This is a genomic window from Streptomyces sp. JLYT201 (assembly GCF_059448825.1).
The window spans coordinates 5,518,807-5,543,636 of sequence record NZ_CM182551.1 but is presented as its reverse complement, the minus strand read 5'-3'; the positions used below and the strand labels follow the sequence as shown (position 1 = coordinate 5,543,636).

Genomic DNA, 24,830 nt, shown 5'->3' with positions numbered 1-24,830 from the left:
ACGGTGAACGTGTGGGTGCCGAGGCCCCTCACCCCGACCACACCACGGACTGCGTCTCGCTGTACGCGGCCAGCGCGTACGAGCCGCAGTCGCGGCCCACTCCGCTGGCCTTGAAGCCGCCGAAGGGGGCCTCCATGTTGCGGGCGATCGTGTTCACGCCGACGCCGCCCGCGCGCAGGCGCCGCGCGACGCGGAAGGCGCGGGCCACGTCCGCCGACCAGACGTAGGAGAGCAGGCCGTAGTCGCTGTCGTCGGCCAGCTCCACCGCCGTGTCCTCGTCGCCGTCGAAGGGGACGACCACGACGACGGGGCCGAAGATCTCCTCCCGGACCACGCGCATGTCGGGGGTGCAGTCGGCCAGGAGCGCGGGCGCGACGTAGAAGCCGGGGCCCGGGGGCCGGGTGCCGCCCGTGAGCAGCCGCGCGCCCTCCTTGCGGCCGAGCTCCACGTACGCCTCGACGCGGTCGCGGTGCGCCGCCGAGATGACCGGGCCCACCACCGTGCCCTTCGCCCGCGGGTCGCCGACCTTCAGGTGCGAGGCGTAGGCGGTCAGCTTCTCCAGGAGGGGCGCGCAGACCTCGCGCTGGACGATCACCCGGGTCGGCGCGGTGCAGATCTGGCCACTGTAGAAGGAGAACGTGGTGCCGATCCCGGCGACCGCCGCGTCCAGGTCCGCGTCCGCGAAGACGATCGCGGCGCCCTTGCCGCCCAGCTCCATGAGCTGCCGCTTCAAGCCGCGGCCGCACACCTCGCCGATGCGCCGCCCGACGGCCGTGGAGCCGGTGAAGCTCACCATGTCGACCTCGGCGGCCGCCACGGCCGCCTCGCCGACGGCCGTGGAGGTGCCGCCGACGACGTTCACCACGCCGGGCGGCGCCCCCGCCTCGGCCAGGACCGCGGCCATCCGGTGGACGGACAGCGGGTCCTGGGGGGCCGGTTTCACGACGACGGTGTTGCCCATCGCCAGGGCCGGGGCGACCTTGCCCACCGCGTTGGCCCAGGGGTTGTTGTACGAGGTGACGCAGGTGACGACGCCGACCGGCCCGCGGACCGCCACGGCGCCGACCGCGGCCGCGCGCCCCAGCGGCCCGGCCTCGTTGACCTGCGGCGGCAGGGCCGTCTCGACGGGTTCGAGGGCGCCCTTCGCATAGCGCCGGAGGCGTGCCGCGGCCACCGCGACCTGCATGCCGCGTGCGGTCGCCGTCGTCGCGCCGGTCTCGGCCTGGGCGAGGGCGGCGAGCGCGTCGAAGTCCCGCTCGATGATCCCGGCGGCCCGGTCGAGGACGGCCGCGCGCTCCTCGGGCGCCGTGCGCGACCACGGGCCGAAGGCCTCCCGCGCGGCCGCCGCGGCCTGCCGCGCCTGCGCGGGGCTCGCCTCGGGCGCGCGGCCCACGACCTCCTCGCTCGCCGGGTCGATCACGTCGTAGTGGCCGCCGTCGGGCTCGACCGGCTCGCCGCCGATGAACAGGCTCTCCGCGCGCGTCACCGGGTGGCCACCGTCCGTGTGTCCCGGCCCGACCGGAGGACCCGGCCCGGCACCGCGCCCGTCACCACGTCGTCCCGGATCGCCTCGACGCCGTTGACCCACACGGCCCGCACCCCGAGCGCCTTGGAGTCCAGGCGCGGGCTGTCCCCCGGCAGGTCGTGCACGAGCGTCGCGGGGCCCGCGGCGACGGTCTCCGGGTCGATGAGGACGAGGTCCGCGTGGTAGCCCTCGGCGACGCGGCCGCGCCCGCGCAGGCCGAACAGGCGCGCCGGGTCGTCCGTGAGCATCCGCACCGCCCGCTCGAGGCCGACCAGCTTGCGGCCGCGCAGACAGTCGCCGAGGAAGCGCGTCGTGTACGGCGCCCCGCACATGCGGTCCAGGTGCGCCCCCGCGTCGGAGCCGCCGAGCAGGACGTCCTCGTGCTCCCAGGTCTCGGCGCGCAGGGCCCACGACGCCGGGTCGTTGTCGGTCGGCATGGGCCACAGGACGGTCCGCAGCCGGTCGTTGGCGCAGATGTCGACCAGGCAGGCGAAGGGCTCCTGGCCGCGTTCGGCCGCGATGTCGCCGACGACCCGGCCCGCGAGCCCGGCGTTGGCCTCGGAGTACGTGTCCCCGATGACGTACCGGTCGAAGCGCGCGAGCCGCCGGAAGACACCCGCCTCCTCGCTGGTGGCGCGGCGCAGCAGCTCCGCGCGCACGTCCGGGTCCCGGAGCCGCGCGATGCGCTCGGGGACCGGCAGGCCGAGCACGTCCCCCCACCCCGGGATGAGGTTCAGGGCGCAGAACGTGCCGAGGGACATGTTCATCGGCGTGAGGATCGGCATGGTCAGGGCGACGATCCGGCTGCCCTCCTTCCGGGCCCGTTCGCTGGGCACGAGCTGGCGCGGCACGCGCTCGGGCACGGCCGCGTCGATGGTGAGCACGTTCCAGTTCAGGGGGCGTCCGGCGGCCGCGCTCAGCTCCACGAGCAGGTCGACCTCCGCGTCGCTGAACCGGTCCAGGCACCCGGCGACGATCGCCTCCAGCTGGGTGCCCTCGTGCTCGCCGACCGCCCGCGCGAGCGCGAGCAGCTCCTGCGGCCGCGCGTGCCGGGACGCCACCGGCGCCCCGTCGCCGTCCGCGTGCGTGGACGACTGCGTCGTGGACAGGCCCCAGGCGCCCGCCGCCATCGCCTCGTGCAGCAGCGCGACCATCCGCTCCAGCTGCCCGGCGGACGGCTGCCCCCCGACGGCGTCGGCCCCCATCACGTACCGCCGCAGCGCGCAGTGCCCCACCATGAACCCGGCGTTGACGGCGATCCGCCCCTCCAGCGCGTCGAGGTACTCGCCGAAGGACCGCCACGACCAGGGCGCCCCCTCTTCGAGGGCCACCAGCGACATGCCCTCGACCTTGGACATCATCCGGCGCGTGTAGTCGGCGTCCTCGGGCCGCCCCGGATGCAGCGGCGCCAGCGTGAACCCGCAGTTCCCGCCCACCACGGTCGTCACCCCGTGGTTCAACGACGGTGTCGCGTACGGATCCCAGAACAGCTGCGCGTCGTAGTGCGTGTGCGGATCCACGAACCCGGGCGCGAGCACGAGGCCGCGGCCGTCTTCGACGGTGCGGCTCTCCTCTGAGACGTTCGGGGCCACGACGGCGACCCGCCCGTCCCGGATCCCCACATCGGCGACGCGGGCCGGCGCACCCGTACCGTCCACGACGGTGGCGCCTTTGATGAGATGGTCCAGCATCACGAGAGGCCTTCCGACATTCAGCCCGTCCGGCGTTTGAGGACGAGCGCGAAGCGCGAAAAACGGGGGCACGGGGGCGGAGCCCCCGGATCGGGAAGGGGCGGGCCTGGGGCGCACCCGCGAGGGCTAAGCCCCGGCACGGAACCGGCTGGTGCGATGCACGGGATCCGTATCGATCTTGGGAATCACATGCTCCCCGATCAGCCGGATCGTCCGCAGCGTGTCCTCCGCCGAGATCCCCACGGGAAGCCCGAAGGACAGCTGGTCGGCCCCGGCCTGCTCCCACCGCTTGCACTGGCGGAGGACCTCGTCCGGGTCGCCGCAGATCATCAGCTCCTCGGCGATGAGCAGCTCGACGATCTCCTCGGTGTAGGGGGGCAGGACCTCGGGCCACCGGGGGATGCCCTCGGGCCGGGGGAAGGTGTCGTGGTAGCGGAAGACCAGGGACTGGAGGTAGTTGAGCTCGCTGTTCACCGCCGTGCGCACGGCCTCCTCGTGCGTGGGCGCGCAGATCGCCGTGGACGTCACCATCACGTTGTCGTTGACGAAGCCGCCGACGGGGTCGGCGTCCCGGATCGCGGTCTTGTACTGCTCGAGGACCCACTCCATGTCGGAGACCTTCTGCACGCTGAAGCCGAGCACGCCGAGCCCCTTCCGCGCCGCCATCGCGTACGACGGCGGGGACCCGGCGGCGTACCACATGGCGGGGTGGGAGGACCCGTACGGCTTGGGGAACACCTTGCGCGGCGGCAGCGACCAGTGCTTGCCGTGGAACCCCTCGTACTCCTCCTGGAGCCACATCTTGGGGAACTCGGCGATGGTCTCCTCCCAGATCTCCTTGGTGTGGTTCATGTCGGTGATGCCCGGCAGGAAGCCGAGGATCTCGTGGGACCCGGCGCCGCGCCCGCTGCCGAACTCGAACCGGCCCTCGCTGAGGTGGTCGAGCATGGCCACCTTCTCGGCGACCTTCACCGGGTGGTTGACCTGGGCGAGGGGGTTGAAGATGCCGGAGCCGAGGTGGATGCGCTCGGTGGCGTGCGCCAGATAGCCGAGGAAGACGTCGTTGGCCGAGAGGTGCGAGTACTCCTCCAGGAAGTGGTGCTCGGAGGCCCACGCGTACTTGAAACCCGCCTTGTCCGCCGCGATGACGTACTCGGTCTCCTCCATCAGCGCCTTGTGCTCGGCCAGCGGGTCGGTCTGCGCCCGCTTGCCGACGTATCCCTGTACAAAGAGCCCGAATTCCAAGGCGGTTCACCGTCCTCTACGTTTCTGACGCACCGTCAGATCGAGTGACTCGACTGTTCCACCGGGCGCGGAGAGCGTCAAGAGAGGTGCCCCGTCGAACTGACGGGCCGTCAGAAGACGTTGACCCCGGCCAGCCAGCCGCCGTCGATCACGAACGGCTGCCCGGTGATGTACGCCGAGTCCTCCTCGGCGGTCAGGAACAGCGCGAGCCGCGCCACCTCGTGCGCCTTGCCGACCCGGCCGAGCGGCACGTACCTGCGGTACAGCGCGTCGAGCCCCCGGGCCGCCTGCTCCGCGTCCGCCCCCGGATCGAGCTGGGCGGGGTTGCTCATGGGGGTGTCGATGGCGCCGGGGCAGATGGCGTTCACGCGGATGCCCCGGGCCGCGAGCTCCAGCGCCGCGACGCGCGTCAGGCCGACGATCGCGTGCTTGGTCGCGCTGTACGCCCCGATGTGCGCCATGCCCGTGAGCCCCGCGTAGGAGGCGGTGTTCACGATCGTGCCGCCGCCCGCCTCGCCGATGCGCGGGGCCACGGACCTGATGCCGAGGAACACACCGGTCTGGTTGACCTGGACGACGTGCTGGTACTCCTCCAGGGGCGTGTTGACGAGCTCGTTGAAGCGCAGGATGCCCGCGTTGTTCACGAGCCCGTCGACCTTGCCGAAGGCGTCCTCGGTCGCCTCGACGGCGACCCGCCAGTCGTCCTCGCTCCCCACGTCCAGGCGGACGTAGCGGGCCGCGTCCCCCAGCTCCTTGGCCAGCGCCTCCCCCTGCTCGTCCAGGACGTCCCCGATGACGACCCGCGCCCCCTCGGCGACGAAGAGCCGCGCCTCCTGCTCCCCCTGACCGCGCGCCCCGCCGGTGACGATGACCACGCGTCCGTCGAGCTTGCCCATCCCGGTTCCCTTCAGCCGAGCAGCGGTGCGACCTGAGCGCCGAACGCCGCCATCTGGTCGATGAGTTCGCTGCGGCTCCGGCTGCGGAACCGCACCTGGATCTGGTGCACGCCCATCGCCGCGTACGCGCGCAGCGAGTCGGCGAGCGCCTCCGGCTTGCCGGTGAGGGTGCGCCGCCCGACCGGCCAGGAGGGATCGCCCACGTACAGGGGCTCGGTGAGGGCGCCGACCGTGATCGGCTCCGTGATCCCGGCCCGCTCGCGCAGCCGCCGCAGCTCCCCGATGCGGGCGGGCATCCGGTCGCGCGGGTCGCCCTGCGGCAGCCAGCCGTCGCCGCGCGTCGCGGCGCGGCGCACGGCGGCGGGCGACGAGCCGCCGACCCAGACCGGCACCCGCTCCCGGGCGGGCCGCGGCCGCTGCCCGAGGTCCGCGAAGTCGAAGGCGGGGCCGTGGTGCTCGGGGTACTCGGCCGGGCCGAGCGCGGCCCGCAGCGCGTCCACGGTCTCGTCGAGCAGCGCCCCGCGGCGGGCGAAGTCCACGCCGAGCGCGGCGAACTCCTCCGGCACGTGGCCCGCGCCGACGCCGAGGATCAGCCGGCCGCCGCTGAGGTGGTCGAGGGTGGCGTACTGCTTGGCGGTGAGCAGCGGATGGCGCAGGGCCACCACGGCGACGTGGCTGAGCAGGTGCACGCGCTCGGTGACCGCCGCGAGGTGGGCGAGCGTGGCCACGGGGTCGTACCAGGTCGTGCCCATCGCGTCGGCGAGCCGCCGCGGGATCGCCACGTGGTCGCAGCACGCCACGTACGCGAACCCCGCCGCGTCGGCCGCCCGCGCCACCGCCACCAGGTCGGCCGCGCCCGCGCCCGCCTCCCAGGGCTCGGCGAAGAGCACGCTGCGGGCCTGCACGGGCAGTTGCATGCCGTAGGCGAGACGCCCCGGAGGAAAGACGTCCGCCAGGTCGGGCACCGGCGCCATAGGAACTCCATCCCTCGCCGTGATGCGCGCCCGCCGGGTCCGGCGGGCGGTCCGCCGCGCACGTCGACGGACCAGGTCGTCGACGGCCCGCGCCGTCCACGGACCCCGTCGCCCACGGACCACGCCATCCACGGACCGCGTCGTCCACGGACCACGCCGCCGACGGACCACATCGTCGTACCTGACGACCCATCAGACAAGGGTCACGAGCGCCCGGCCCGCCCGGACCGACCGGACCGCCCGGCCCCGGGCCCGCCCCGGCTCAGCCCACCTCGAAGCCGAGCGCCCCGGCGATCACCCCCGCCTGGTCCGGATCGACCTTCGTGCCCCCGATCGCCACGGTCAGCGGGTCGAGGGAGGACAGGTCGCTGCCGCGCAGGTCGGCCCCCATGAGCTGGGTGCTGTGCAGCTGCGCGCCCGACAGGTCGCAGCAGGTCACGACGGCCTCCTCGAGGCGCGCCGCCGTGAGGTCCACCTCCCGCATCCGCACCCCGTCGAACACGGCCTTGCGCAGATCGGCGCCCGGCAGCGCGACGAACGACCAGTCCCCGCCGCGCACCTCGAAGACCGTGAACGCGCACTGCTGGAAGAGGCTGCCCACCGCCTTGCACTGCTCGAACCGGGTGTCGAAGAACACGCAGCGCTTGAAGGTGCAGTTGGTGAAGGCCGCCGAGGTGAACCGCGCCGCGTTGAACTTCACTCCGGCGAAGGTGCACCCGTCGAACACGGCCCCCTCGGCGACCGCCTCCGTCAGATCCGTGTCGAAGAACGTGAAGCGCTCGTACTCCTCCCCCGACAGGTCCCTTCCGTACCAGTCCCCGCGCCGCACCACCCGCTCCGCGTCCGGCACGGGCGGCTCGTGCGAGAAGGGATCGACACTGGCCCGCTCACGTTTGATCGCCATGCCTCCGATTGAACCCCGGGGCACTGACAACCGCCCGGGAGCCGGCGGTCGGCCCCGCTCAGGCCCCGGGCCCCGGCCACAGCCCCGCCGGGGTGAGGCCGAGCAGATCGATGGCGTTGCCGCGCACGATCCGCTCCACGACGTCCGGAGCCAGGTGTTCCATCTGGGCCTCGCCGACCTCGCGCGACTTCGGCCAGGTGGAGTCCGAGTGCGGGTAGTCGGTCTCGTACAGGACGTTCCCGACGCCGATCGCGTCGAGGTTCCGCAGCCCGAAGGCATCGTCGAAGAAGCAGCCGAAGACGTGCTCGGCGAACAGCTCGGAGGGCGGCCTGCGGACCTTGTCGGCGACGCCGCCCCAGGCCCGGTTCTCCTCCCACACCACGTCCGCGCGCTCCATGATGTAGGGAATCCAGCCGATCTGCCCCTCGGCGTACATGACCCGCAGGCGCGGGAAGCGCTCGAACTTGCCGCTCATCAGCCAGTCGACCATCGAGAAGCAACAGTTCGCGAACGTGATGGTGGAGCCGACGGCGGGCGGTGCGTCGGCCGACGTGGAGGGCATCCTGCTGGACGACCCGATGTGCATGGCGACGACCGTGCCGGTCTCGTCGCAGGCCGCGAGGAACGGATCCCAGTAGTCGGTGTGGATCGAGGGAAGCCCCAGGTGGGGCGGTATCTCGGAGAACGCGACGGCCCGCACGCCCCGGGCCGCGTTGCGCCGCACCTCGGCCGCCGCCAGGTCCGCGTCCCACAGCGGGACCAGGGTGAGCGGTATCAGCCGACCTCGGGCGGCGGGCCCGCACCACTCCTCCACCATCCAGTCGTTATACGCACGCACACAGTGAAGGCCCAGGTCACGGTCCTCGGCCTCGGTGAACGTCTGGCCGCAGAAGCGCGGGAAGGTGGGGAAGCACAGGGCGGACTGGACGTGGTTGACGTCCATGTCGGCGAGGCGCTCCGGGACGCTGTGGGAGCCCGGGCGCATCTGCTCGTAGGTGATGACTTCCAGCTTGATCTCGTCGCGCGCGCAGCCGACGGCCGTGTCGAGGCGGGTCAGGGGCCGGTGCAGATCCTCGTACACCCACCAGTCCCCGATGGGGCCTTCGTCCCCCTTCGTCCCCATCACCGGGGCGAACTTACCGCCCAAGAACGACATTTCCTTCAGGGGGGCGCGGACGATGCGCGGGCCCCGGTCGCGGTACTTCTCCGGCAGTCGGTCCGCCCAGACGTGCGGGGGCTCCACCGTGTGGTCGTCCACCGAGATGATCCGGGGGAAGGGGGGCCTGGTGACGGCGGTGTCCTGGGTGCTCTCCGCAGTGTTCTCCACGGTCTCCATGCCGCCCACGGTAGCGCGCATCTGACGATCCGTCAGTTGTCCGAATACGGTCACTCGTGCGATGGCCCTGTGAGAGCCGTCTCGCACGGCTGACGCATTCGCCCTCGACAAGGCAAACTGTGCACCGCAGTACGTCGTACGGGCTGGGCAGACCCGTATCGGGCACAGCAGGCAGGAACCGGGCACAGCCGGGCACAGTTGGGCGTATTTGATCAGACATAGGCAACTGCGTGCGGCAGGGCAGCAGGGGGAGCGATGGACGGTCTACCGCGAGTTCCGGAGCAGCGGCGTCCGGCTGCGGGAAGCGCTTCGCCGGGCACGGGCCAGGAGCCGGACCCCGGCCAGGCCCCGGCCGGACCCACCCCTGCCCCGGACCCCGCCCCCGCCAGGCCCTCTGCCCCGGGCCGGGCGACACGTGGCGGCCGGAGCAAGAGGGGGCTGGCGGCGGGGCCGCTGTCCGGGCGGGCGGGGGCCGTGGGGGCGGCGGGTGCCGCAGGCACGGCGAGCGTCCCGGGCACGACAGGCGCCGCAGGCCCAGACGCCGGGGGTGCCGCAGGCCCGGTGGGCGTGGCAGGCACCCCGGGCACGGCAGGCGCCGCAGGCATCCCGGCTGCCGCAGGGACGGCGACTGCGGCAGGCGCGGCGGGTGCCGCAGGCGCCGCAGGCACGGCGAGCGCCCCGGGCGCGGCGGGCGGCACATCCGCGGCAGGCGCCCCGGGCACCGCGGGTTCCGCAGGCGTAGGCGCGGCCCAGGTCGCAGGCGCAAGCGGCGCGGGCTCGGGCGGTAGCTCCGGTGAGGCCGAGGGGGACGTTCAGCCAACCGCACGGTTCAGCGTGCTGGGGCCCGTGCGTGCCTGGCTCGGGGAGCAGCAGCTGTCCACGGGGTCACCGCAGCAGCGCGCGCTGCTCGCCGCCCTGCTGCTGCGCGACGGCCGCACGGCCACCGCGTCCGAACTCATCGACGCCATCTGGGGCGAGGAGCCCCCCTCGCAGGCCCTCGCCGCCATCCGCACCTACGCGTCGCGGCTGCGCAAGGTCCTGCCGCCCGGCGCCCTGGTCAGCGAGTCCGGCGGCTACGCCGTGCGCGCCGCCGAGGGCGCGCTCGACCTCGCCGAGGCCGAGACCCTGTGGACCGTGGCCGAACGGGCCCGCGCCCAGGGCGACCTGTGCCAGGCCCGCGCCCTCGTCAACAAGGCCCTGTCCCTCTGGGACGGCGAGCCCCTCGCGAACGTGCCGGGACCGTACGCCGACGCCCAGCGCACCCGCCTGGAGGAGTGGCGCCTGCAACTCGTCGAGGCCCGCCTCGACATGGACCTCGAACAGGGCTGCCACGCCGAGTCCGTCTCCGAACTCACCGCCCTCACCGCCGCACACCCGCTGCGCGAGCGCCTGCGCGAACTGCTGATGCTGGCCCTCTACCGCTCCGGCCGCCAGGCCGAGGCCCTCGCCGTCTACGCGGACACCCGCCGCCTGCTCGCCGACGAGCTCGGCGTCGACCCGCGCCCCGGCCTCCAGGAGCTCCAGCAGCGCATCCTCACCGCCGACCCGGCCCTGGCCGAGCCCTCGGCCCCCGCGGCCGAACCGTCCGCGGGCGTCATCCGGCCCGCCCAGCTCCCGGCCACCGTGCAGGACTTCACCGGCCGCGTCTCCTTCGTCAAGGAGCTGAGCGACATCCTCTCCACGGCCGAGGGCCGGGTGATGGCGGTGTCCGCCCTGGCCGGCATCGGCGGCGTCGGCAAGACCACCCTCGCCGTGCACGTCGCGCACGCCGCGCGCCCGCACTTCCCCGACGGCCAGCTGTACGTCGACCTCCAGGGCGCGGGCCCCAGGGTCGCCGAGCCCGAGACGGTCCTCGGCGCCTTCCTGCGCGCCCTCGGCACGGCCGACCCCGACATCCCGGACACCCTGGAGGAGCGGGCCGCGCTGTTCCGCTCCGTCCTGGACGGCCGCCGCGTCCTCGTCCTGCTCGACAACGCCCGCGACGCCGCCCAGGTCCGCCCGCTCCTTCCCGGCACGGAGGGCTGCGCCGCCCTGGTCACATCGCGCACCCGCATGGTGGACCTGGCCGGGGCCCACCTCGTCGACCTGGACGTGATGTCCCCCGACGAGGCGCTCCAGCTGTTCACGAAGATCGTCGGCGAGGAGCGCGTGGCCTCCGAGCGGGAGGCGGCCCTCGACGTGGTCGCCGCCTGCGGCTTCCTGCCCCTGGCCATCCGCATCGCGGCCTCCCGGCTCGCCGCCCGCCGCACCTGGACCGTCGCCACCCTGGCCGCGAAGCTGGCCGACGAGCGCCGCCGCCTCGACGAGCTCCAGGCGGGCGACCTCGCCGTGGAGGCCACCTTCGAGCTCGGCTACGGCCAGCTGGAGCCCGCCCAGGCCCGCGCCTTCCGCCTCCTCGGCCTCGCCGACGGGCCCGACATCTCCCTCACGGCCGCCGCCGCGATGCTCGACCTCGCGCCCGAGGACGCCGAGGACCTCCTGGAGTCCCTGGTCGACACCTCGCTCCTGGAGTCCGCGGCCCCCGGCCGCTACCGCTACCACGACCTCGTCCGCCTCTACGCCCGTGCCTGCGCCGAACGCGACGAACTCCCGCCCAGCGAACGCGAGGCCGCGCTCTCCCGGCTCCTCGACTTCTACCTGGCCTCGGCGGCCCGGGTGTACGCGTTCGAGCGTCCCGGTGACCGGACAGTGGATCACCTGGAGTCCGTCGACCACCCCGTACGGGGCTTCGAGGACGACGCCAGGGCCCTGGACTGGCTGCACGCGGAGGCGGCCTGCATCCTGGCGTGCGTCCAGCAGTCCCTGGGCCGGGCCGGGCTGCGGCGCGCGGTGGACCTGCTGCTCGCGGCCAAGGACCTGGTGGAGTCGGGGGCGAGCTCGCACCGCTTCGAGCTGGTGACCCGGGCGGCCTGCGACGCCGCGCACGCGGCGGCGGACCCGCACGCCGAGGGCCGGGCCCGCGTGACCCTCGGGCAGGTCCTCAACAAGCTCGGCTCCTTCGAGCAGTCCGCCGTGGAGCTGCAGCGCGCCGCGGACCTCGGCGAGACGACCGGCGACCCCTGGACGCGGGGCAACGCGGCCAACGAACTGGCCATCGCCGTGGGCTGCATGAACCAGCACGCGGGCAGCGATCCGCACGCGCTCAAGACCGCCGAGACGCACGTCCTGCGCGCCATCGAGGCCTTCCGGCTCGACGGCAACCGCCACGGCGAGGCCAGCTCCCTGTGCAACTGGTCCCGGGTCCTCGCCATGATGGGGCGCACCGAGCAGTCCATCGAGCTCGCCCGCCAGGGCGTGGCCCTCTACGACGAGCTCGGCATCAGCTTCCGGGTCGCCAACGCCCGGTACGCGCTGGGGATCGGCCTCAACCAGGCCGGCCGGCACGCGGAGGCGCTCGTCCAGCTCACCGACGCCCAGCGGATCTTCGCGGAGAACCGCCAGCGGCTGTGGGAGGGCACGGCGCACTACCGCATCGCCCAGATCCACCTGGCGGCCCGCCACCCGGCACAGGCCGCGAAACACGCCGAGCAGGCCCTCGCCACGGGCTGTGTCGGCGGCGACTGGATGCGCGCCAACGTCCTCACCGTGCTCGGCAAGGCGCTCGACAGCCTCGGCCAGATCGACCGGGCGCGGGCCTGCTGGAGCAAGGCCCTGGCCCTGCACGAGCAGACGGCGGCGCCGGAGGCGGACGAGGTGCGTGTCCTGCTGCGTCCGGTAGCGGCCGCATAGGGCCTTCTCCGCAGCGCACAGGGCCGTCTTCGAGCACGTTCATCGAACGTTTATGACGGGCTGCCACTCTTATTTCAACGATCCGTCGCGTCGGGGGGCAGACGGGTCGCGTGGGCCCCACAGCTATCGTGAGCGGCCCTGGACCGCCCGCTCGGCGACCCTCGGGGGAGTTGCCGAGCGGGCGGTCTAGTCCCGGAGCCCCGCACCAAGCTGGAGTCACGCATGAGCGACAGCAAGAAGAAGAAGGTCCTCAAGCCCATGGGGGACGGGCACATGCCCGCACCGCCTGAGGACGGACCGATAGTCCCGACCGGCGATGGTCACATGCCCGTCCCTCCCAAGGGCGGCGCGACCACGAAGGGGGAGGGCCACATGCCGGCCCCGCCCGCGAAGGACGCCTGAGACTTTCATCCTGACGGGGATCGGCCGCGGCGGCGCGGAGGGGGAGCCGCCGCGGCCGAGGCGTTTCCGGAGTGGCCCGATTGCGCCAACTCGGCAAGATTAAGCAGCATTTGTTCGAATATAGGGCTTATGTACGGCTAGAGTCGGTTGTTGAAAGTCCGTCCCCCTCCAAGGAGTTGGAATGACTCGAACCAGAAAGATCCTCGTCACCCTGGCCGTGGTCGCCGCGGCCTCAGCGGGAGCCTCGACGACGGCCTTCGCCGACAGCCACTCCCCGGTGGCGGCGCCGCTCGGGGACGGCCACACCCCGGTCACCCCGCAGGGCGACGGGCACTTCCCGGCACCGCCCGGTGACGGCCAGATGCCGACCCCGCCGCGAAGCTGAGCGCCCCCGGGGCCGAGCCGCCCGCTCGGCCCCGGAACCGTTCGAGGCCCGGAGCCGTTCGAGGCCCGGAGCCGTTCGAGGACCGGAGTCCGGGCCGGAAATCGGTGGACAGGCCGGGCCGCGTGTCGGATAGTCCGCCGCATGACCACACTGGTGCGCCACATCACATTCGACTGTCACGACGCCTACGCGCTCGGCACCTTCTGGGCCGGGGTGCTCGGCGGGTCGCTCGCCGAGGACGACACCCCCGGGGACCCGGAGGCCCTGCTCAGGACGCCGGAGGGGTCGGACCTGCTCTTCGTCGCCGTACCGGACGCCAAGACCGGGAAGAACCGCGTGCACTTCGACCTCCAGCCGCAGGAGCGGTCCCGCGACGAGGAGGTGGAGCGGCTCCTGAAGCTGGGGGCGACGCTCGTCGCCGACCACCGGCGGCCCGACGGGCTCGGCTGGGTGACCCTGGCCGACATCGAGGGCAACGAGTTCTGCGTGGAGCGCAGCGCGGCCGAGCGGACCGCGACCGACGGCTGATCCGCCGCGGCGCCCGGCCGCAGCCCGGCTAGCCGGTCACGCCGCGCCGGCGCAGCTCGCCCTTCAGGACCTTGCCGCTCGCGTTGCGGGGCAGGTCCGGCACGAACTCGACCTCGCGCGGGACCTTGTAGTTCGCCATCTCGCGCCGCGACCAGGCGATCACGTCGTCGGCGGTGAGGGTCGCGCCGGGACGGCGCACCACGTACGCCTTGCCGACCTCGCCCAGACGCGCGTCGGCGACCCCGATCACGGCCACGTCGGACACGTCGGGGTGGACGCCGAGGAGCTGCTCTATCTCGGCGGGGTAGGCGTTGAAGCCGCCGACGATGAACATGTCCTTGATCCGGTCCGTGATGCGGAGGTTGCCGTCCTCGTCGAGGACGCCGACGTCGCCGGTGCGCAGCCAGCCGTCGCCGGTCAGGACCTTCTTGGTCTCGGACGGGTCCTCGTAGTAGCCGCTCATCACGTGGAAGCCCCGGACCAGGACCTCGCCGGGGCTGCCCGGCGGCAGCGTCTCCCCCGCCACCGACACGATCCGGACCTCCGTGCCGGGTATCGCGCGGCCGGAGGTCGTCGCGACGACCTCCTCCCGGTCGCCCCTGCGGCACATCGTGACGACGCCGCTGGCCTCGGAGAGCCCGTACGCGGTCAGGACGGTGGAGATGCCCAGCTCGGCGCGGAGCCGCTCCACCAGGCGCAGCGGCACGACCGCCGCGCCCGTCACCACGAGCCGGAGCGCGGACAGGTCGTGGGCGTCCCGGGCCGGGTGGTCGAGGAGCGCCTGGTGCAGGGTGGGCGGTCCGGGCAGCACCGTGACGCCCTCGCCGACCACGTTCGCGAGGACGGTGTCCACGTCGAACACCGGCTGCGGGATCATCGTGGCGCCCCGCATCAGACAGGCGATGATCCCGGCCTTGTAGCCGAAGGTGTGGAAGAAGGGGTTCACGATCAAGTAGCGGTCGCCTTCGCGGAGTCCCGCGAGGTCGCTCCAGATCTCGTAGCAGCGCAGGGTCTGCGCGTGGGTGATCACCGCGCCCTTGGGGCGGCCCGTCGTGCCCGAGGTGTAGACGATGTCGGAGGGCCAGGTGCCCTCGACCGCCTCCGCGCGGGCCCGCACCTCGGCGTCCGGCACCGCGTCGCCGCCCGCGAGGAAGTCCTTCCAGGTGCGGAAGTCGGCGGGGGCGTCGTCGGCGAGCACCACCACCTCCTCCAGGTGCGGCAGGCCGGGCAGCGGTCCGTCGCCGGAGCCGTCGCCGGCCGCGCGCCTGAGGGCCGCCACGTACGACGTGCCGAGGAACGTGCCGGTGACGAAGAGCAGCCGGGCGCGCGAGCGGCGCAGGACGTACGCGGCCTCCGTGCCCTTGAAGCGGGTGTTGATCGGCACGAGGACGGCGCCCGCGCTGACCGCACCGAGGGCCGACACGATCCAGTCGAGGGTGTTCGGCGCCCAGACGGCGACGCGGTCCCCGGCCCGCACCCCGCGCGCCAGACACGCGGCGGCGGCCCGCTCGACGCGCTCGCCGAGCTCCTCGTACGTCACGCGCGTACGGCCCTCGACGACCGCCTCCCGGTCGCCGAAGCGCCGCACCGCCGCCCGGACCAGGCCCGGGACACTGCCCCACTCCAGGTCACCGCGCATCCTCACCCATCCCCCTCTGTCCCGTAGCTGACTATCCGTCAGATTAGCTGTAGCCTGGCGCGCTGTCAGCAGCGTGGCGCACCGCGAGGCGTCTGGAGGCACCCGGATGACTTCCCCCAGAAAACCGCCGGCAACCGACGGTTCCACAGGACCAGCGGCGGCGGATAGGGCCACGCGCCCCGCGGGCCGCGCCAGAAGGCCCGCGGGAACCGCCTCGCTCAAGGACGCCACGGCGATCGTCGGCATCGGGCAGACCGCCTTCGCCCGGCAACTCCCCGAGAGCGAGAAGGCCTTGGCCTGCCGCGCGATCCTCGCCGCGCTCGCCGACGCGGGCATCGCCCCGGCCGAGGTCGACGCCTTCGCCTCGTACACCATGGAGGAGACCGACGAGGTGGAGGTGGCCAAGGCCATCGGCGCCGGGGACGTGACCTTCTTCAGCAAGGCGGGCTACGGCGGCGGCGGTTCCTGCGCCACCCTCGCCCACCTCGCCGCCGCGATCACCACGGGCCAGGCCACGGTCGGCGTCGCCTGGCGCTCCCGCAAGCGCGGCAGCGGCCCGAGGCCGTGGAAGAACACCGCCGTCCAGCTCCCCACGCCCGCCCAGTGGACCCGGCCCTTCGGGCTCCTTCGTCCTGTCGACGAGATAGCGATGCTCACCCGCCGCTATATGCACGAGTACGGCACCAGCCGCGACCACCTCTTCAACGTGGCCCTGGCCTGCAGGAATCGCGCCAACCAGAATCCGGCCGCGATCATGTACGAGCGTCCGCTCACGCGTGACATGTATATGACCTCCCGCTGGATCAGCGAGCCGCTCTGCCTCTTCGACAACTGCCTGGAGACCGACGGCGCGCTGGCCTGCGTCCTCGTCTCCGCCGCCCGCGCCCGCGACTGCCGCCACCGGCCCGTGTACGTCCACTCCGTCGCGCAGGGGCTGCCCGCCCAGCACCACGGCATGGTCAACTACTGGAACGAAGACCCGCTCTCCGGGCCCGCCTGGACCGCCGCCCGACACCTGTGGAAACACGCGGACTTCGGCCCCGAGGACGTCGACGTCGCCCAGATCTACGACGCGTTCACCCCGCTCATCCCGCTGTCCCTGGAGGGCTACGGCTTCTGCGACCGGGGCGAGGGCGGCGCGTTCACCGAGGGCGGCGCCCTGGAGATCGGCGGCCGCCTCCCCCTCAACACGGCGGGCGGCGGCCTCAGCGAGGCGTACGTCCACGGCTTCAACCTGATCACGGAGGGCGTGCGGCAGCTGCGCGGCGCGGGCACGGCACAGGTGCCCGGAGCGTCGACGTGCCTGGTCACGGCGGGTGAAGGCGTACCGACGTCGGCGGTCCTGCTGCGGAACTGAGCGTCGGCAGCCGCGCGTTCGCGCGCCTTGCGGAAGAGCACGGAGGAGCGCGGAAGAGCACGGAAGCACGGAGGAGCTGGGAGGAGCTGGGAGACCATGAACGAACTGCTGACCCCCGTCGTCGACGACGACGGCGCCCCCTTCTGGGAGTACGCGGCCCGCGGCGAGCTGCGCGTCCAGGCCTGCGCCGCGGACGGCTGCGGCGCGCTCCGCTTCCCGCCGCGCCCCTGCTGTCCGCACTGCGGGTCCTTCGCCTCCGACTGGCGCCGGATGAGCGGCAAGGGCCGGATCTGGTCGTACGTCGTCCCGCACCCGCCGCTGCTGCCCGCCTACGCCGCCCTCACCCCGTACCACCCGGTCGTCGTGGAGCTGTCCGAGGCCCCGCACATCCGGCTCGTCGGCAACCTCGTCGCGCGGGCGGGGGCCTCCCTGGACTCCGTGGCGGCAGGGCGCCCCCGCGTCGGGGCCCGGGTCCAGGTGGTCTTCGCCGACCAGGGCGGCGTCGTCGTGCCGCGCTGGGTCCTGGAGCGGCCGTGACGGGGCCCGCGAGCGGAACCGGGCCCGCCGCCGGGCTGCGGGTCGAGCGGGACGAGGCGACCGGGGTGGCCGTCCTGACCCTGGACCGGCCCGAGCGGCACAACGCGATCGACCTGCCCCTGGCCGCCGGACTCGCGGCGGCCTGGCGGGAGTTCCGCCACGACGACGCGGTGCGGGCCGTGGTCCTCACCGGCGCGGGCGACCGGGCGTTCTGCACGGGCATCGACCGGGCGGCCGAGGTGCCCCAGCCCTCCTCGCCGTACTCCCTCGACGACCCGCTCCTCACGGTCGGGCCCAAGGCCAACGACCTGTGGAAGCCGGTGCTCGCCGCCGTCAACGGCATGGCCTGCGGCGGGGCGTTCTACCTGCTCGGCGAGGCGGAGTTCGCCCTGGCCGCCGAGCACGCCACGTTCTTCGACCCGCATACGACGTACGGGATGGTCAGCGCGTACGAGACCGTGCACATGGCGCAGCGGATGCCGTTCGGGGAGGTGGCGCGCACGGCCCTGATGGGGACGGCCGAGCGGATGTCCGCGCGGCGGGCGTACGAGGTGGGGCTCGTCTCCGAGCTGTGCACCGGCGCCGGGCTCCTGCCCGCGGCGCTCCGGGCGGCGGCGACCATCGCCTCCTACCCCACCGAGTCCGTACAGGGCACGGTCCGGGCCCTGTGGGCCACGAAGGAGGCCGCCCGCGCCCAGGCCCTCGCCCAGGCGCCGCACCTCATCGCCCTGGGCAACGCGCCGCCCGCGCGACAGGCGGCACTCTTCGCGGCCCGCGCCCGGGGCGGGGGCTCGGGCGGGGGCTACCGGCTGCGGTAGGGGCGGTCCGGCGGCCGCCCCCTCACGGCCGGGCTCCGCCGCCCGGCCCCTAGTGGGCCGCGAGCCGCTCCACGAGGCCGATCCCCCGGGCCAGCAGCTTCCGCTCCTCCGGCGTCAGCTCCGCCTCGATCGCCCGGGCGAGCCAGTCCGCCCTGCGCCCCCGCTCCTCCTCAAGGAGTGCCCGCCCCGCGGCGGAGAGCTCGACCAGGCTCTTGCGGCCGTCGGTCGGATGCGCCCGGCGCGTGATCAGCCCCTGTTCCATGAGCAGCCCCACGGCCCGGGCCATGGACTGCGGGCGCACCCGCTGATCGGCCGCCAGCTCGCTGGTCGTCATCGCTCCGCTGCGGTCGAGGGCGCCGAGGACGGCCACCTGGCCGTGCGGCATCTGGTCCTCGAGCTTCACGCGCCGCGTGAGCTTTCCCATCGCGGTACGCAGTTCTGCCGCGACGGCGGCGGATTCCGGAAGGGGCATACCGAACTTTAACGCAGCGGTGCTGCTCAGCAGGGCTGCGCGGGGCGCCGCGGAGGGGCCCGAGCGACGGGCCTGAGCGACGGGCCTGAGCTGCCGGGCCGAGCTGCCGGGCGAACAGTACAGCCGAACTGAACAGAGAAACTGAACAGCACAACTGCACAGCACTGCTGTAGAGTGCGGGGCGCCGGGACCGCGCCACCGTCGCCGCGGCCGACCCCGGCCACGCATGCGACAACGGGAGGACTCCCATGACCGCCATCACCTCCGTCACCGGCCGCCGCGTCCTCGACAGCAGGGGCAACCCCACCGTCGAAGTGGACGTGGAGCTGGCGGACGGATCCCTCGGCCGGGCCGCGGTCCCCTCCGGCGCCTCCACCGGCGCCCGCGAGGCCGTCGAGCTGCGCGACGGCGAGCCGGGCCGCTGGCACGGCAAGGGCGTCGACCAGGCGGTACGCCACGTCAACACGGAGCTCGCCGCCGCCGTCCTCGGCCGCGAGGCCGAGGACCAGGCCGGACTCGACGCCGTCCTCGTCGCCACGGACGGCACCCCCGACAAGTCCCGGCTCGGCGCCAACGCGATCCTCGGGGTCTCCCTGGCCACCGCCAAGGCCGCGGCCGCCGCCCACCGCCTGCCGCTCTACCGCTACCTCGGCGGCTCCGGCGCCCGGCTGCTGCCCGTACCGATGATGAACATCGTCAACGGGGGCGCGCACGCCGACAATCCCCTGGACTTCCAGGAGTTCATGATCGCCCCGATCGGCGCGGAGAGCTTCGCCGAGGCCGTGCGCATGGGGTCCGAGATCTTCCACACCCTGCGCCGCGACCTCCTCGCCGCCGGGCACTCCACGGGCGTGGGCGACGAGGGCGGCTTCGCCCCGGCCCTGCGCACCGCCGAGGAAGCCCTCGACTTCGTCGTCGCCGCCGTCGAGCGCACCGGGTACCGGCCGGGCACGGACATCGGCCTCGTCATGGACCCGGCCTCGTCCGAGTTCTTCCGCGACGGCGTCTACGACTACGCCGGGGAGGGAGTGCGGCGCACCCCCGCCGAACACGCGGACCACCTGGTCAAGTTGATCGACTCCTACCCCGTCGTGTCGATCGAGGACCCGATGGCCGAGGACGACCTGGAGGGGTGGCGGGACCTGACCGCGCGCGTCGGGACGCGCTGCCAGCTCACCGGCGACGACGTCTTCTGCACCAACGAGACCCTCCTGCGCGAGGGCATCGCCACCGGCGTCGCCAACTCCGTCCTCGTGAAGGTCAACCAGATCGGCACCCTGACCGAGGCCCTGGCCACCGTCGACGCCGCCCACCGGGCGGGCTACACCGTCGTCATGTCCCACCGCTCGGGCGAGACGGAGGACACGACGATCGCGGATCTGGCGGTGGCGACGGGGTGCGGCCAGATCAAGACGGGGTCCCTCTCGCGGTCCGACCGCACCGCGAAGTACAACCAGCTCATCCGCATCGAGGAGTCCCTGGGCCCCACCGCCCAGTACGCCGCCACCCAGGCCTTCCGCCGGTAGCTTCCCCTCCGCCGGTGGCTTCCCTACCGCCGGAAGCCTCCCTACCGCCGGAAGCCTCCCTTCCGGCGGTAGCTTCCCCTCCAGCGGTGGCTTCCCTACCACCGGAAGCCTCCCTTCCGGCGGTAGCTTCCGCTTCGCCACAAGCCCTGCCTCCGGCGGTAGCTTCCCCTCCGCCACAAGCCCTGCCTCCGCCGCCGGCCCCCTCCGGCGCCGGCCCCCACCGGGCCCAAGCCGCCACCTGTCCCGCCAGGCCCACCGCTTGGCCCCGGCCGCGGCCAGGGCTTGAATTCGGCCGGGCGTCGCCTCTCGCGGAGGTCTTCCCCACCCGCCCACCCGTACCGCCCGGCTCCGCCCGCCCGGCCCCGACGCGGGGCGCCGCGCCTGGCGCCCCCGCCACCCGTCGCTACCGCGACGGGCACCTTCCCACCCACCCACCCGACTCTCCCCAGCTGCGCGAGGCTCGGCCTGACGTGGCGCCACTGTGCCCATCCGCCGGGTGGGGGCGGGCGGCGGGACCGCCCTGAAGCCCGGTTCCGGCTGACCCCCGCCACCCGGGCGGGGCGGAGTTGGGGCCGCCTGCCCCGGGCAGGTGAGTGGCAGCGCTCGCCGCCTGGCTCGGCGCGCTGCCTCCGGGAAGTACCCCGGGCGGGGGCGGGTGGCGGGACCACGCGTGCTCCGGACGGGAGTTGGCCGTGGGGCCCACACCGGTACGGCTCGACCGGAGCGCTACCGCCGGACGCACACCCCAGGCGGGGGCGGGTGGCGGGACCGCGCCTGCTCCGGACAGGAGTTGGCCGTGGGGCCCACACCAGTACGGCTCGACCGGAGCGCTACCGCCGGACGCACACCCCAGGCGGAGGCGGGCGACGGGACCGCGCCTGCTCCGGACAGGAGTTGGCCGTGGGGCCCACACCGATACGGCTCGACCGGAGCGCTACCGCCGGACGCACACCCCAGGCGGAGGCGGGCGACGGGGCCACACCCGCTCCAGGCGGAAGTTGACGGTGGGGGTCGCACCGGTGCGGCTCAGCCGGACCACTACCGCCAGACGCATACCCCAGGCGGGGCGGGCGGCAGGACCACGCCCGCCCCAGACAGGAGTTGACACTGGGGACCACCCCGGTGCGGCTCGGCCTGACCACTGCGACCGGACGCATACCCCAGGCGGAGGCGGGCTGCGGACCACACCCGCTCCAGACAGGGGCTGACGGCGGGGCCCACACCGGTACGGCTTGGTCGAAGCGCTGCTGCTGGGCGCGTGTCCTGGGCGGGGGCGGGTGGTGGAACCACGGCTGCTCCAGGCGGAAGTTGACGGTGGGGACCGCACCGGTGCGGCTCAGCCGGACCACTACCGCCAGACGCATACCCCAGGCGGGGGCGGGTGGCGGGGCCACACCCGCCCCGGGCGGAAGTTGACGGTGCGGCCCACACCAGTACGGTCCGGCCGGACCACTACCGCCCGGCGCACACCCCAGGCGGGGGCGGGCGGCGGGACCACGCCTGCTCCAGACAGGAGTTGACGGTGGGGACCGCACCGGTGCGGCTTGGTCGGAGTGCTGCCGCCGGGCACATACCCCGGGCGAGTGCGGGGCTGGGCGGTGGGGCCGTGCGGGTCCTGGGTGGGGATTGGTGGCCAGGTCGACAGCGGTGTGGCTCGGGTTCGTCGCGCTGGTGCCCGGGCTGTGTGCTTGGCGGGACTGTGCCAGGGGTGCTTGTTGGCCGGGACCGGTGTGAGGCGGTGCCTAGGGGGCGGACCTCGGGGCGGCCTGAGTGGGTGTGGCCAGGCCCGGAGCACCGCTGTTGGGTGCGTGCGGTGGTGGGGCCGTGGTGGCTCGGAGCCGGTGTGCGGCGGTGCTGGTGGCGGGGTTCGTTGCGGCCAGGGTGGGGGCGGCCCGGGCGAGGGCTGACCATGGCCCGGATGAGGGCTGACTATGGCCCAGGTGAGGGCCGACCGTGGTCCGGGTGAGGGCCGACCATGGCCCCGGCGGCGGCTAACCGCGGCCCGGATGAGGCCGACCATGGCCCAGGTGAGGGCCGACCATGGCCCGGGTCAGGGCTGGCCGTGGTGGGGTCGCGCTGGTGGTGGACTTCGTGTTCGCCATGGTGGGGGCGGGTGGGTGGGACTGCCCCGGGGGCGCGCAGCGCGAGGGGACAGCCCGGCCCGGGGGCGCGCAGCGCGAGGGGACAGCCCGGCCCGGGGGCGCGCAGCGCGAGGGGGCAGCCCGGCCCGGGGGCGCGCGGCGCGAGGGGGCAGCCCGGCCCGGGGGCGCGCGGCGCGAGGGGGCAGGCCGGACCGGGCAGGGGGGGTGGGTGGGTCAGCGGGCTGTGGCTGTGCCTCGTTCCGCGTCGAGCGCGTACACGCAGCGGTCCTTGCTGCACGCGTACACCACCCCGTCCCGCACCACGGGCGCCCCCGTGATCTCGCCGCCGGTGGCGAGCTTCCAGCGGAGGCGGCCGTCGTCGGCCTTGAGGGTGTAGAGGAGGTGGTCGGTGGCGCCGAAGTGGATGCGGCGGTCGGCGACCACGGGCGAGCCGACGACCTCGCCGCCCGCCTGGAAGCGCCACTTGGGCGTGCCGGTGACGGCGTCGAGGGTGTAGAGGCCCTTGCCGCTGCCCACGTGCACGTGGCCGTCCGCGACCAGGACGGGCTCGACGGAGGAGCGGGACTCGGTCGCGATGCGCCAGCGGTCGCGGCCGTCCGTGGCGTCGAGGGCGTACACCGTGCCCAGGTAGTCGGCGAGGTAGACGCCGCCGCCGGTGACGGCGGGCCCGGGCGCGAAGGCCGGCGGGGAGAGGAACGCGGCGGGCGCCTCGAAGTGCCAGCGCACGTGCCCGGCCGCGACGTCCAGGGCGAGGACGCGGGTGCCCGCGGCCACGTACACGAAGCCGTCGTCGGCCTGGGTCACGCGGACGGGCACGCCGCCGCAGGACGCGGCGTCGCCGATGGGGTAGGACCAGCGCTCGATGCCGCTGCGGGCGTCGACGGCGCGGAGCCGGGCGTCCTTCCAGACGTACACCGTGCCGTCGCGGATGACGGGCGCGGCCTCGGGCGTCTCGAACTCGGTCTGGGCGCCGGTGATCTCCCAGAGCTTCTCGCCGTTGGCGGCCTCCCAGCCCTGGACGCCGCCGCCGCGCGTGGCGGTGACGACGGTGCCCCGGTCGGCCTGGAGGGCGTACACCCAGGCGTCGGTCGACAGGCGCCACAGGTCGGAGCCGTCGGAGCCGTCGAGGGCGTAGAGGGTGGGGCCGTCGGAGGCGTGGATGCGGCCGTCGGCCACCGCCATGGACCAGGCGACGTCGCGGGTCTTGAAGCTGCGCCGCCCGGTGCCCACGTCGAGGGCGTGGACCTCGAAGGAGGTGACGTACACGAGGTTTCCGGCGACGGCGGGGGTGCCCCACACGTCGTTGGACATGCGGAACCGCCAGGGCCGCCAGGAGCCGCCCGCGGCGGCCCCGGCCCCCGTGGGCGCGGCGGCGGGCGCGGTGCCGTTGGCGCGCGGCGGCACCGGGGCGGGCGTGGCGGAGCGCGACCAGGACCCGGCGAGCCCGGAGGGCGGCGGCACGACGGCGGCGCGGGCCTCGGCGACCCGGGGCCCGGGGCCGATCGGCACCTGGGCGCCCGCGAGCCGCACGGGCCCGGCGTCGGGCACGCCCCCGTGGAAGTCGGACGCACCTCCGGGCGCACCCGCGGGCACGCCCCCGTGGAAGTCCGGCGCGCCCCCGTGGAAGGGAGCGTGGGAGGCCGCGTGCGAGGGCGTGGAGGGCGCCGCCTGCGAGGGGGCGTGCGCGGGCATGGCGGGCGCTTGCCGCGGCGGGGGCGGCAGGGACACGGGCGCGGACGCGGCCCCGGCGCGGCTGTTGCGCCCGGCGGAGCCGGTGGTGGCGACGCGCGCGGGCGGGCGGCCGCCGCGCCGGGCCTCGATGAGGGCCACGGCCCGCTCGGGCAGCCAGGCGGACGCGGTGCCGCTGTCGTCGCCGGAGCTCTCGGAGGCGAACAGGTGCGGGGCGAGCTGGGCCTGGAGGTCGTTCGGGGTGGGCCGGAGGGCGGCCTCCATCTGCATGCAGGACTCGATGAGCGGCCGCAGCTCGTCGGGCAGGCCCTCCAGGTCGGGGCCCTCGCGCAGGAGCATGAAGACGGTCTCGACGGGGTTGGCGCCGTGGAACGGCGCGTGCCCGGTGGCGGCGAAGACGAGGGTGGAGCCGAGCGAGAAGACGTCGCTGGCGCCGGTGACGCTGCGGGAGTCCTTCGCCTGCTCGGGCGACATGTAGGCGGGGGTGCCGACCGCGACGTTCGTCATGGTCAGACGGGTGTTGGAGACGCCGGAGGCGATGCCGAAGTCGATGACGCGCGGGCCGTCCTCGACGACGAGCACGTTGGACGGCTTCAGGTCGCGGTGCACGAGGCCCGCGCCGTGGATGGACTCCAGGGCCTCGGCGACCCCGGCGGCGAGCCAGCGCACGGCCTGGGTGGGCAGCGGCCCGTGCTCGTTCACTATCTCCTCGAGCGAGGGCGCGGGCACGTACGCCGTGGCGAGCCAGGGCACTGCGGCGCGCGGGTCGGCGTCCACCACCGCGGCCGTGTAGAAGCCGGAGACGGCGCGCGCGGCCTCCACCTCGCGCGTGAAGCGGACCCGGAACAGCTGGTCCTCGGCGAGCTCCGTCCGCACCGTCTTGATCGCCACGCGGCGCCCGGACGCGGAGCGCGCCAGATACACGAGCCCCATGCCGCCGGCGCCGAGCCGCCCCAGGACCTCGAACGGGCCGATCCGCCGCGGATCGTGCTGCGTCAGCTGGTCCACCACTTGCCTGCCACCTCCCCGTACCCGGCCGCCGTCGTAGGGCGGCCTCGTGCAGCGTCTCACCACC

General features: G+C 74.2%; 18 protein-coding genes. 8 read left to right on the top strand and 10 right to left on the bottom strand.

Features of this window, described 5'->3' with window-relative positions; translation table 11 throughout:
- Positions 1–28: 28 nt before the first annotated feature.
- The 7 genes from AC5WAM_RS23220 to AC5WAM_RS23190 all read right to left on the bottom strand — a co-directional run bounded on the left by AC5WAM_RS23220 (position 29) and on the right by AC5WAM_RS23190 (position 8,571).
- The gene (locus AC5WAM_RS23220; RefSeq protein WP_495518669.1) at positions 29–1,486 is read right to left on the bottom strand and encodes an aldehyde dehydrogenase family protein; all 1,458 of its coding nucleotides are present in this window, start codon (positions 1,484–1,486) and stop codon (positions 29–31) included.
- Positions 1,483–3,216 carry an N-acyl-D-amino-acid deacylase family protein gene (locus AC5WAM_RS23215; RefSeq protein ID WP_495518668.1) on the bottom strand — a complete coding sequence of 578 codons (1,734 nt, stop codon included), beginning with the start codon at positions 3,214–3,216 and terminating at the stop codon, positions 1,483–1,485. Before AC5WAM_RS23215 ends, AC5WAM_RS23220 begins: the two co-directional genes overlap by 4 nt.
- A gap of 126 nt (positions 3,217–3,342) precedes the next feature.
- Positions 3,343–4,461, bottom strand: coding sequence for an LLM class flavin-dependent oxidoreductase (locus AC5WAM_RS23210; RefSeq protein ID WP_366795984.1), 1,119 nt, complete (start codon positions 4,459–4,461; stop codon positions 3,343–3,345).
- 110 nt (positions 4,462–4,571) lie between these two features.
- On the bottom strand, positions 4,572–5,357 hold the full coding sequence (locus AC5WAM_RS23205; protein ID WP_495518667.1) for an SDR family NAD(P)-dependent oxidoreductase: 786 nt from the start codon (positions 5,355–5,357) through the stop codon (positions 4,572–4,574).
- An 11-nt stretch (positions 5,358–5,368) separates the two neighbouring features.
- On the bottom strand, positions 5,369–6,331 hold the full coding sequence (locus AC5WAM_RS23200) for a TIGR03619 family F420-dependent LLM class oxidoreductase (RefSeq protein ID WP_495518666.1): 963 nt from the start codon (positions 6,329–6,331) through the stop codon (positions 5,369–5,371).
- Positions 6,332–6,593: 262 nt separating this feature from the next.
- Entirely contained in the window at positions 6,594–7,235 is a 642-nt protein-coding gene (locus AC5WAM_RS23195) for a pentapeptide repeat-containing protein (RefSeq protein ID WP_366795981.1), read from the bottom strand.
- 58 nt (positions 7,236–7,293) lie between these two features.
- Positions 7,294–8,571 (bottom strand): amidohydrolase family protein, encoded by a 1,278-nt coding sequence (locus AC5WAM_RS23190; RefSeq protein WP_495523638.1) that lies wholly within the window; start codon positions 8,569–8,571, stop codon positions 7,294–7,296.
- Positions 8,572–9,405: 834 nt separating this feature from the next.
- Here AC5WAM_RS23190 and afsR point away from each other — a divergent pair.
- From afsR to AC5WAM_RS23170, 4 genes are all read left to right on the top strand, one after another.
- Positions 9,406–12,300 (top strand): SARP-family global regulator AfsR, encoded by a 2,895-nt coding sequence (afsR, locus tag AC5WAM_RS23185; RefSeq protein WP_495518665.1) that lies wholly within the window; start codon positions 9,406–9,408, stop codon positions 12,298–12,300.
- A gap of 222 nt (positions 12,301–12,522) precedes the next feature.
- Positions 12,523–12,702: a hypothetical protein gene (locus AC5WAM_RS23180; protein WP_495518664.1), complete on the top strand. Its 180-nt coding sequence runs from the start codon at positions 12,523–12,525 to the stop codon at positions 12,700–12,702.
- Positions 12,703–12,883: 181 nt separating this feature from the next.
- Positions 12,884–13,087, top strand: a complete 204-nt coding sequence (locus AC5WAM_RS23175) for a hypothetical protein (RefSeq protein ID WP_138960301.1) — start codon at positions 12,884–12,886, stop codon at positions 13,085–13,087.
- Between the two features lie 141 nt (positions 13,088–13,228).
- On the top strand, positions 13,229–13,615 hold the full coding sequence (locus tag AC5WAM_RS23170; RefSeq protein ID WP_495518663.1) for a VOC family protein: 387 nt from the start codon (positions 13,229–13,231) through the stop codon (positions 13,613–13,615).
- A 28-nt stretch (positions 13,616–13,643) separates the two neighbouring features.
- Here the strand turns inward: AC5WAM_RS23170 and AC5WAM_RS23165 are convergent, their stop codons facing one another.
- Positions 13,644–15,254 (bottom strand): FadD3 family acyl-CoA ligase, encoded by a 1,611-nt coding sequence (locus tag AC5WAM_RS23165; protein ID WP_495523637.1) that lies wholly within the window; start codon positions 15,252–15,254, stop codon positions 13,644–13,646.
- Between the two features lie 106 nt (positions 15,255–15,360).
- On the opposite strand from AC5WAM_RS23165, the gene AC5WAM_RS23160 reads away from it, so the two are divergent.
- The 3 genes from AC5WAM_RS23160 (at position 15,361) to AC5WAM_RS23150 (ending at position 17,966) form a co-directional block, all read left to right on the top strand.
- Entirely contained in the window at positions 15,361–16,611 is a 1,251-nt protein-coding gene (locus AC5WAM_RS23160; RefSeq protein ID WP_495518662.1) for a lipid-transfer protein, read from the top strand.
- A 105-nt stretch (positions 16,612–16,716) separates the two neighbouring features.
- Positions 16,717–17,148, top strand: coding sequence for a Zn-ribbon domain-containing OB-fold protein (locus AC5WAM_RS23155; RefSeq protein WP_495523636.1), 432 nt, complete (start codon positions 16,717–16,719; stop codon positions 17,146–17,148).
- Positions 17,145–17,966, top strand: a complete 822-nt coding sequence (locus tag AC5WAM_RS23150; protein ID WP_366795975.1) for an enoyl-CoA hydratase/isomerase family protein — start codon at positions 17,145–17,147, stop codon at positions 17,964–17,966. The genes AC5WAM_RS23155 and AC5WAM_RS23150 overlap by 4 nt, the downstream gene beginning before the upstream one ends.
- A gap of 49 nt (positions 17,967–18,015) precedes the next feature.
- On the opposite strand, the gene AC5WAM_RS23145 is transcribed toward AC5WAM_RS23150, so the two are convergent.
- Positions 18,016–18,438 (bottom strand): MarR family winged helix-turn-helix transcriptional regulator, encoded by a 423-nt coding sequence (locus AC5WAM_RS23145; protein ID WP_366795974.1) that lies wholly within the window; start codon positions 18,436–18,438, stop codon positions 18,016–18,018.
- Between the two features lie 248 nt (positions 18,439–18,686).
- Here AC5WAM_RS23145 and eno point away from each other — a divergent pair, with 248 nt between their 5' ends.
- Entirely contained in the window at positions 18,687–19,964 is a 1,278-nt protein-coding gene (gene eno, locus AC5WAM_RS23140) for a phosphopyruvate hydratase (RefSeq protein WP_366795973.1), read from the top strand.
- Between the two features lie 2,315 nt (positions 19,965–22,279).
- Here eno and afsK read toward each other — a convergent pair.
- Positions 22,280–24,766 (bottom strand): protein serine/threonine kinase AfsK, encoded by a 2,487-nt coding sequence (gene afsK / locus AC5WAM_RS23135; protein WP_366795382.1) that lies wholly within the window; start codon positions 24,764–24,766, stop codon positions 22,280–22,282.
- Positions 24,767–24,830: the final 64 nt, after the last annotated feature.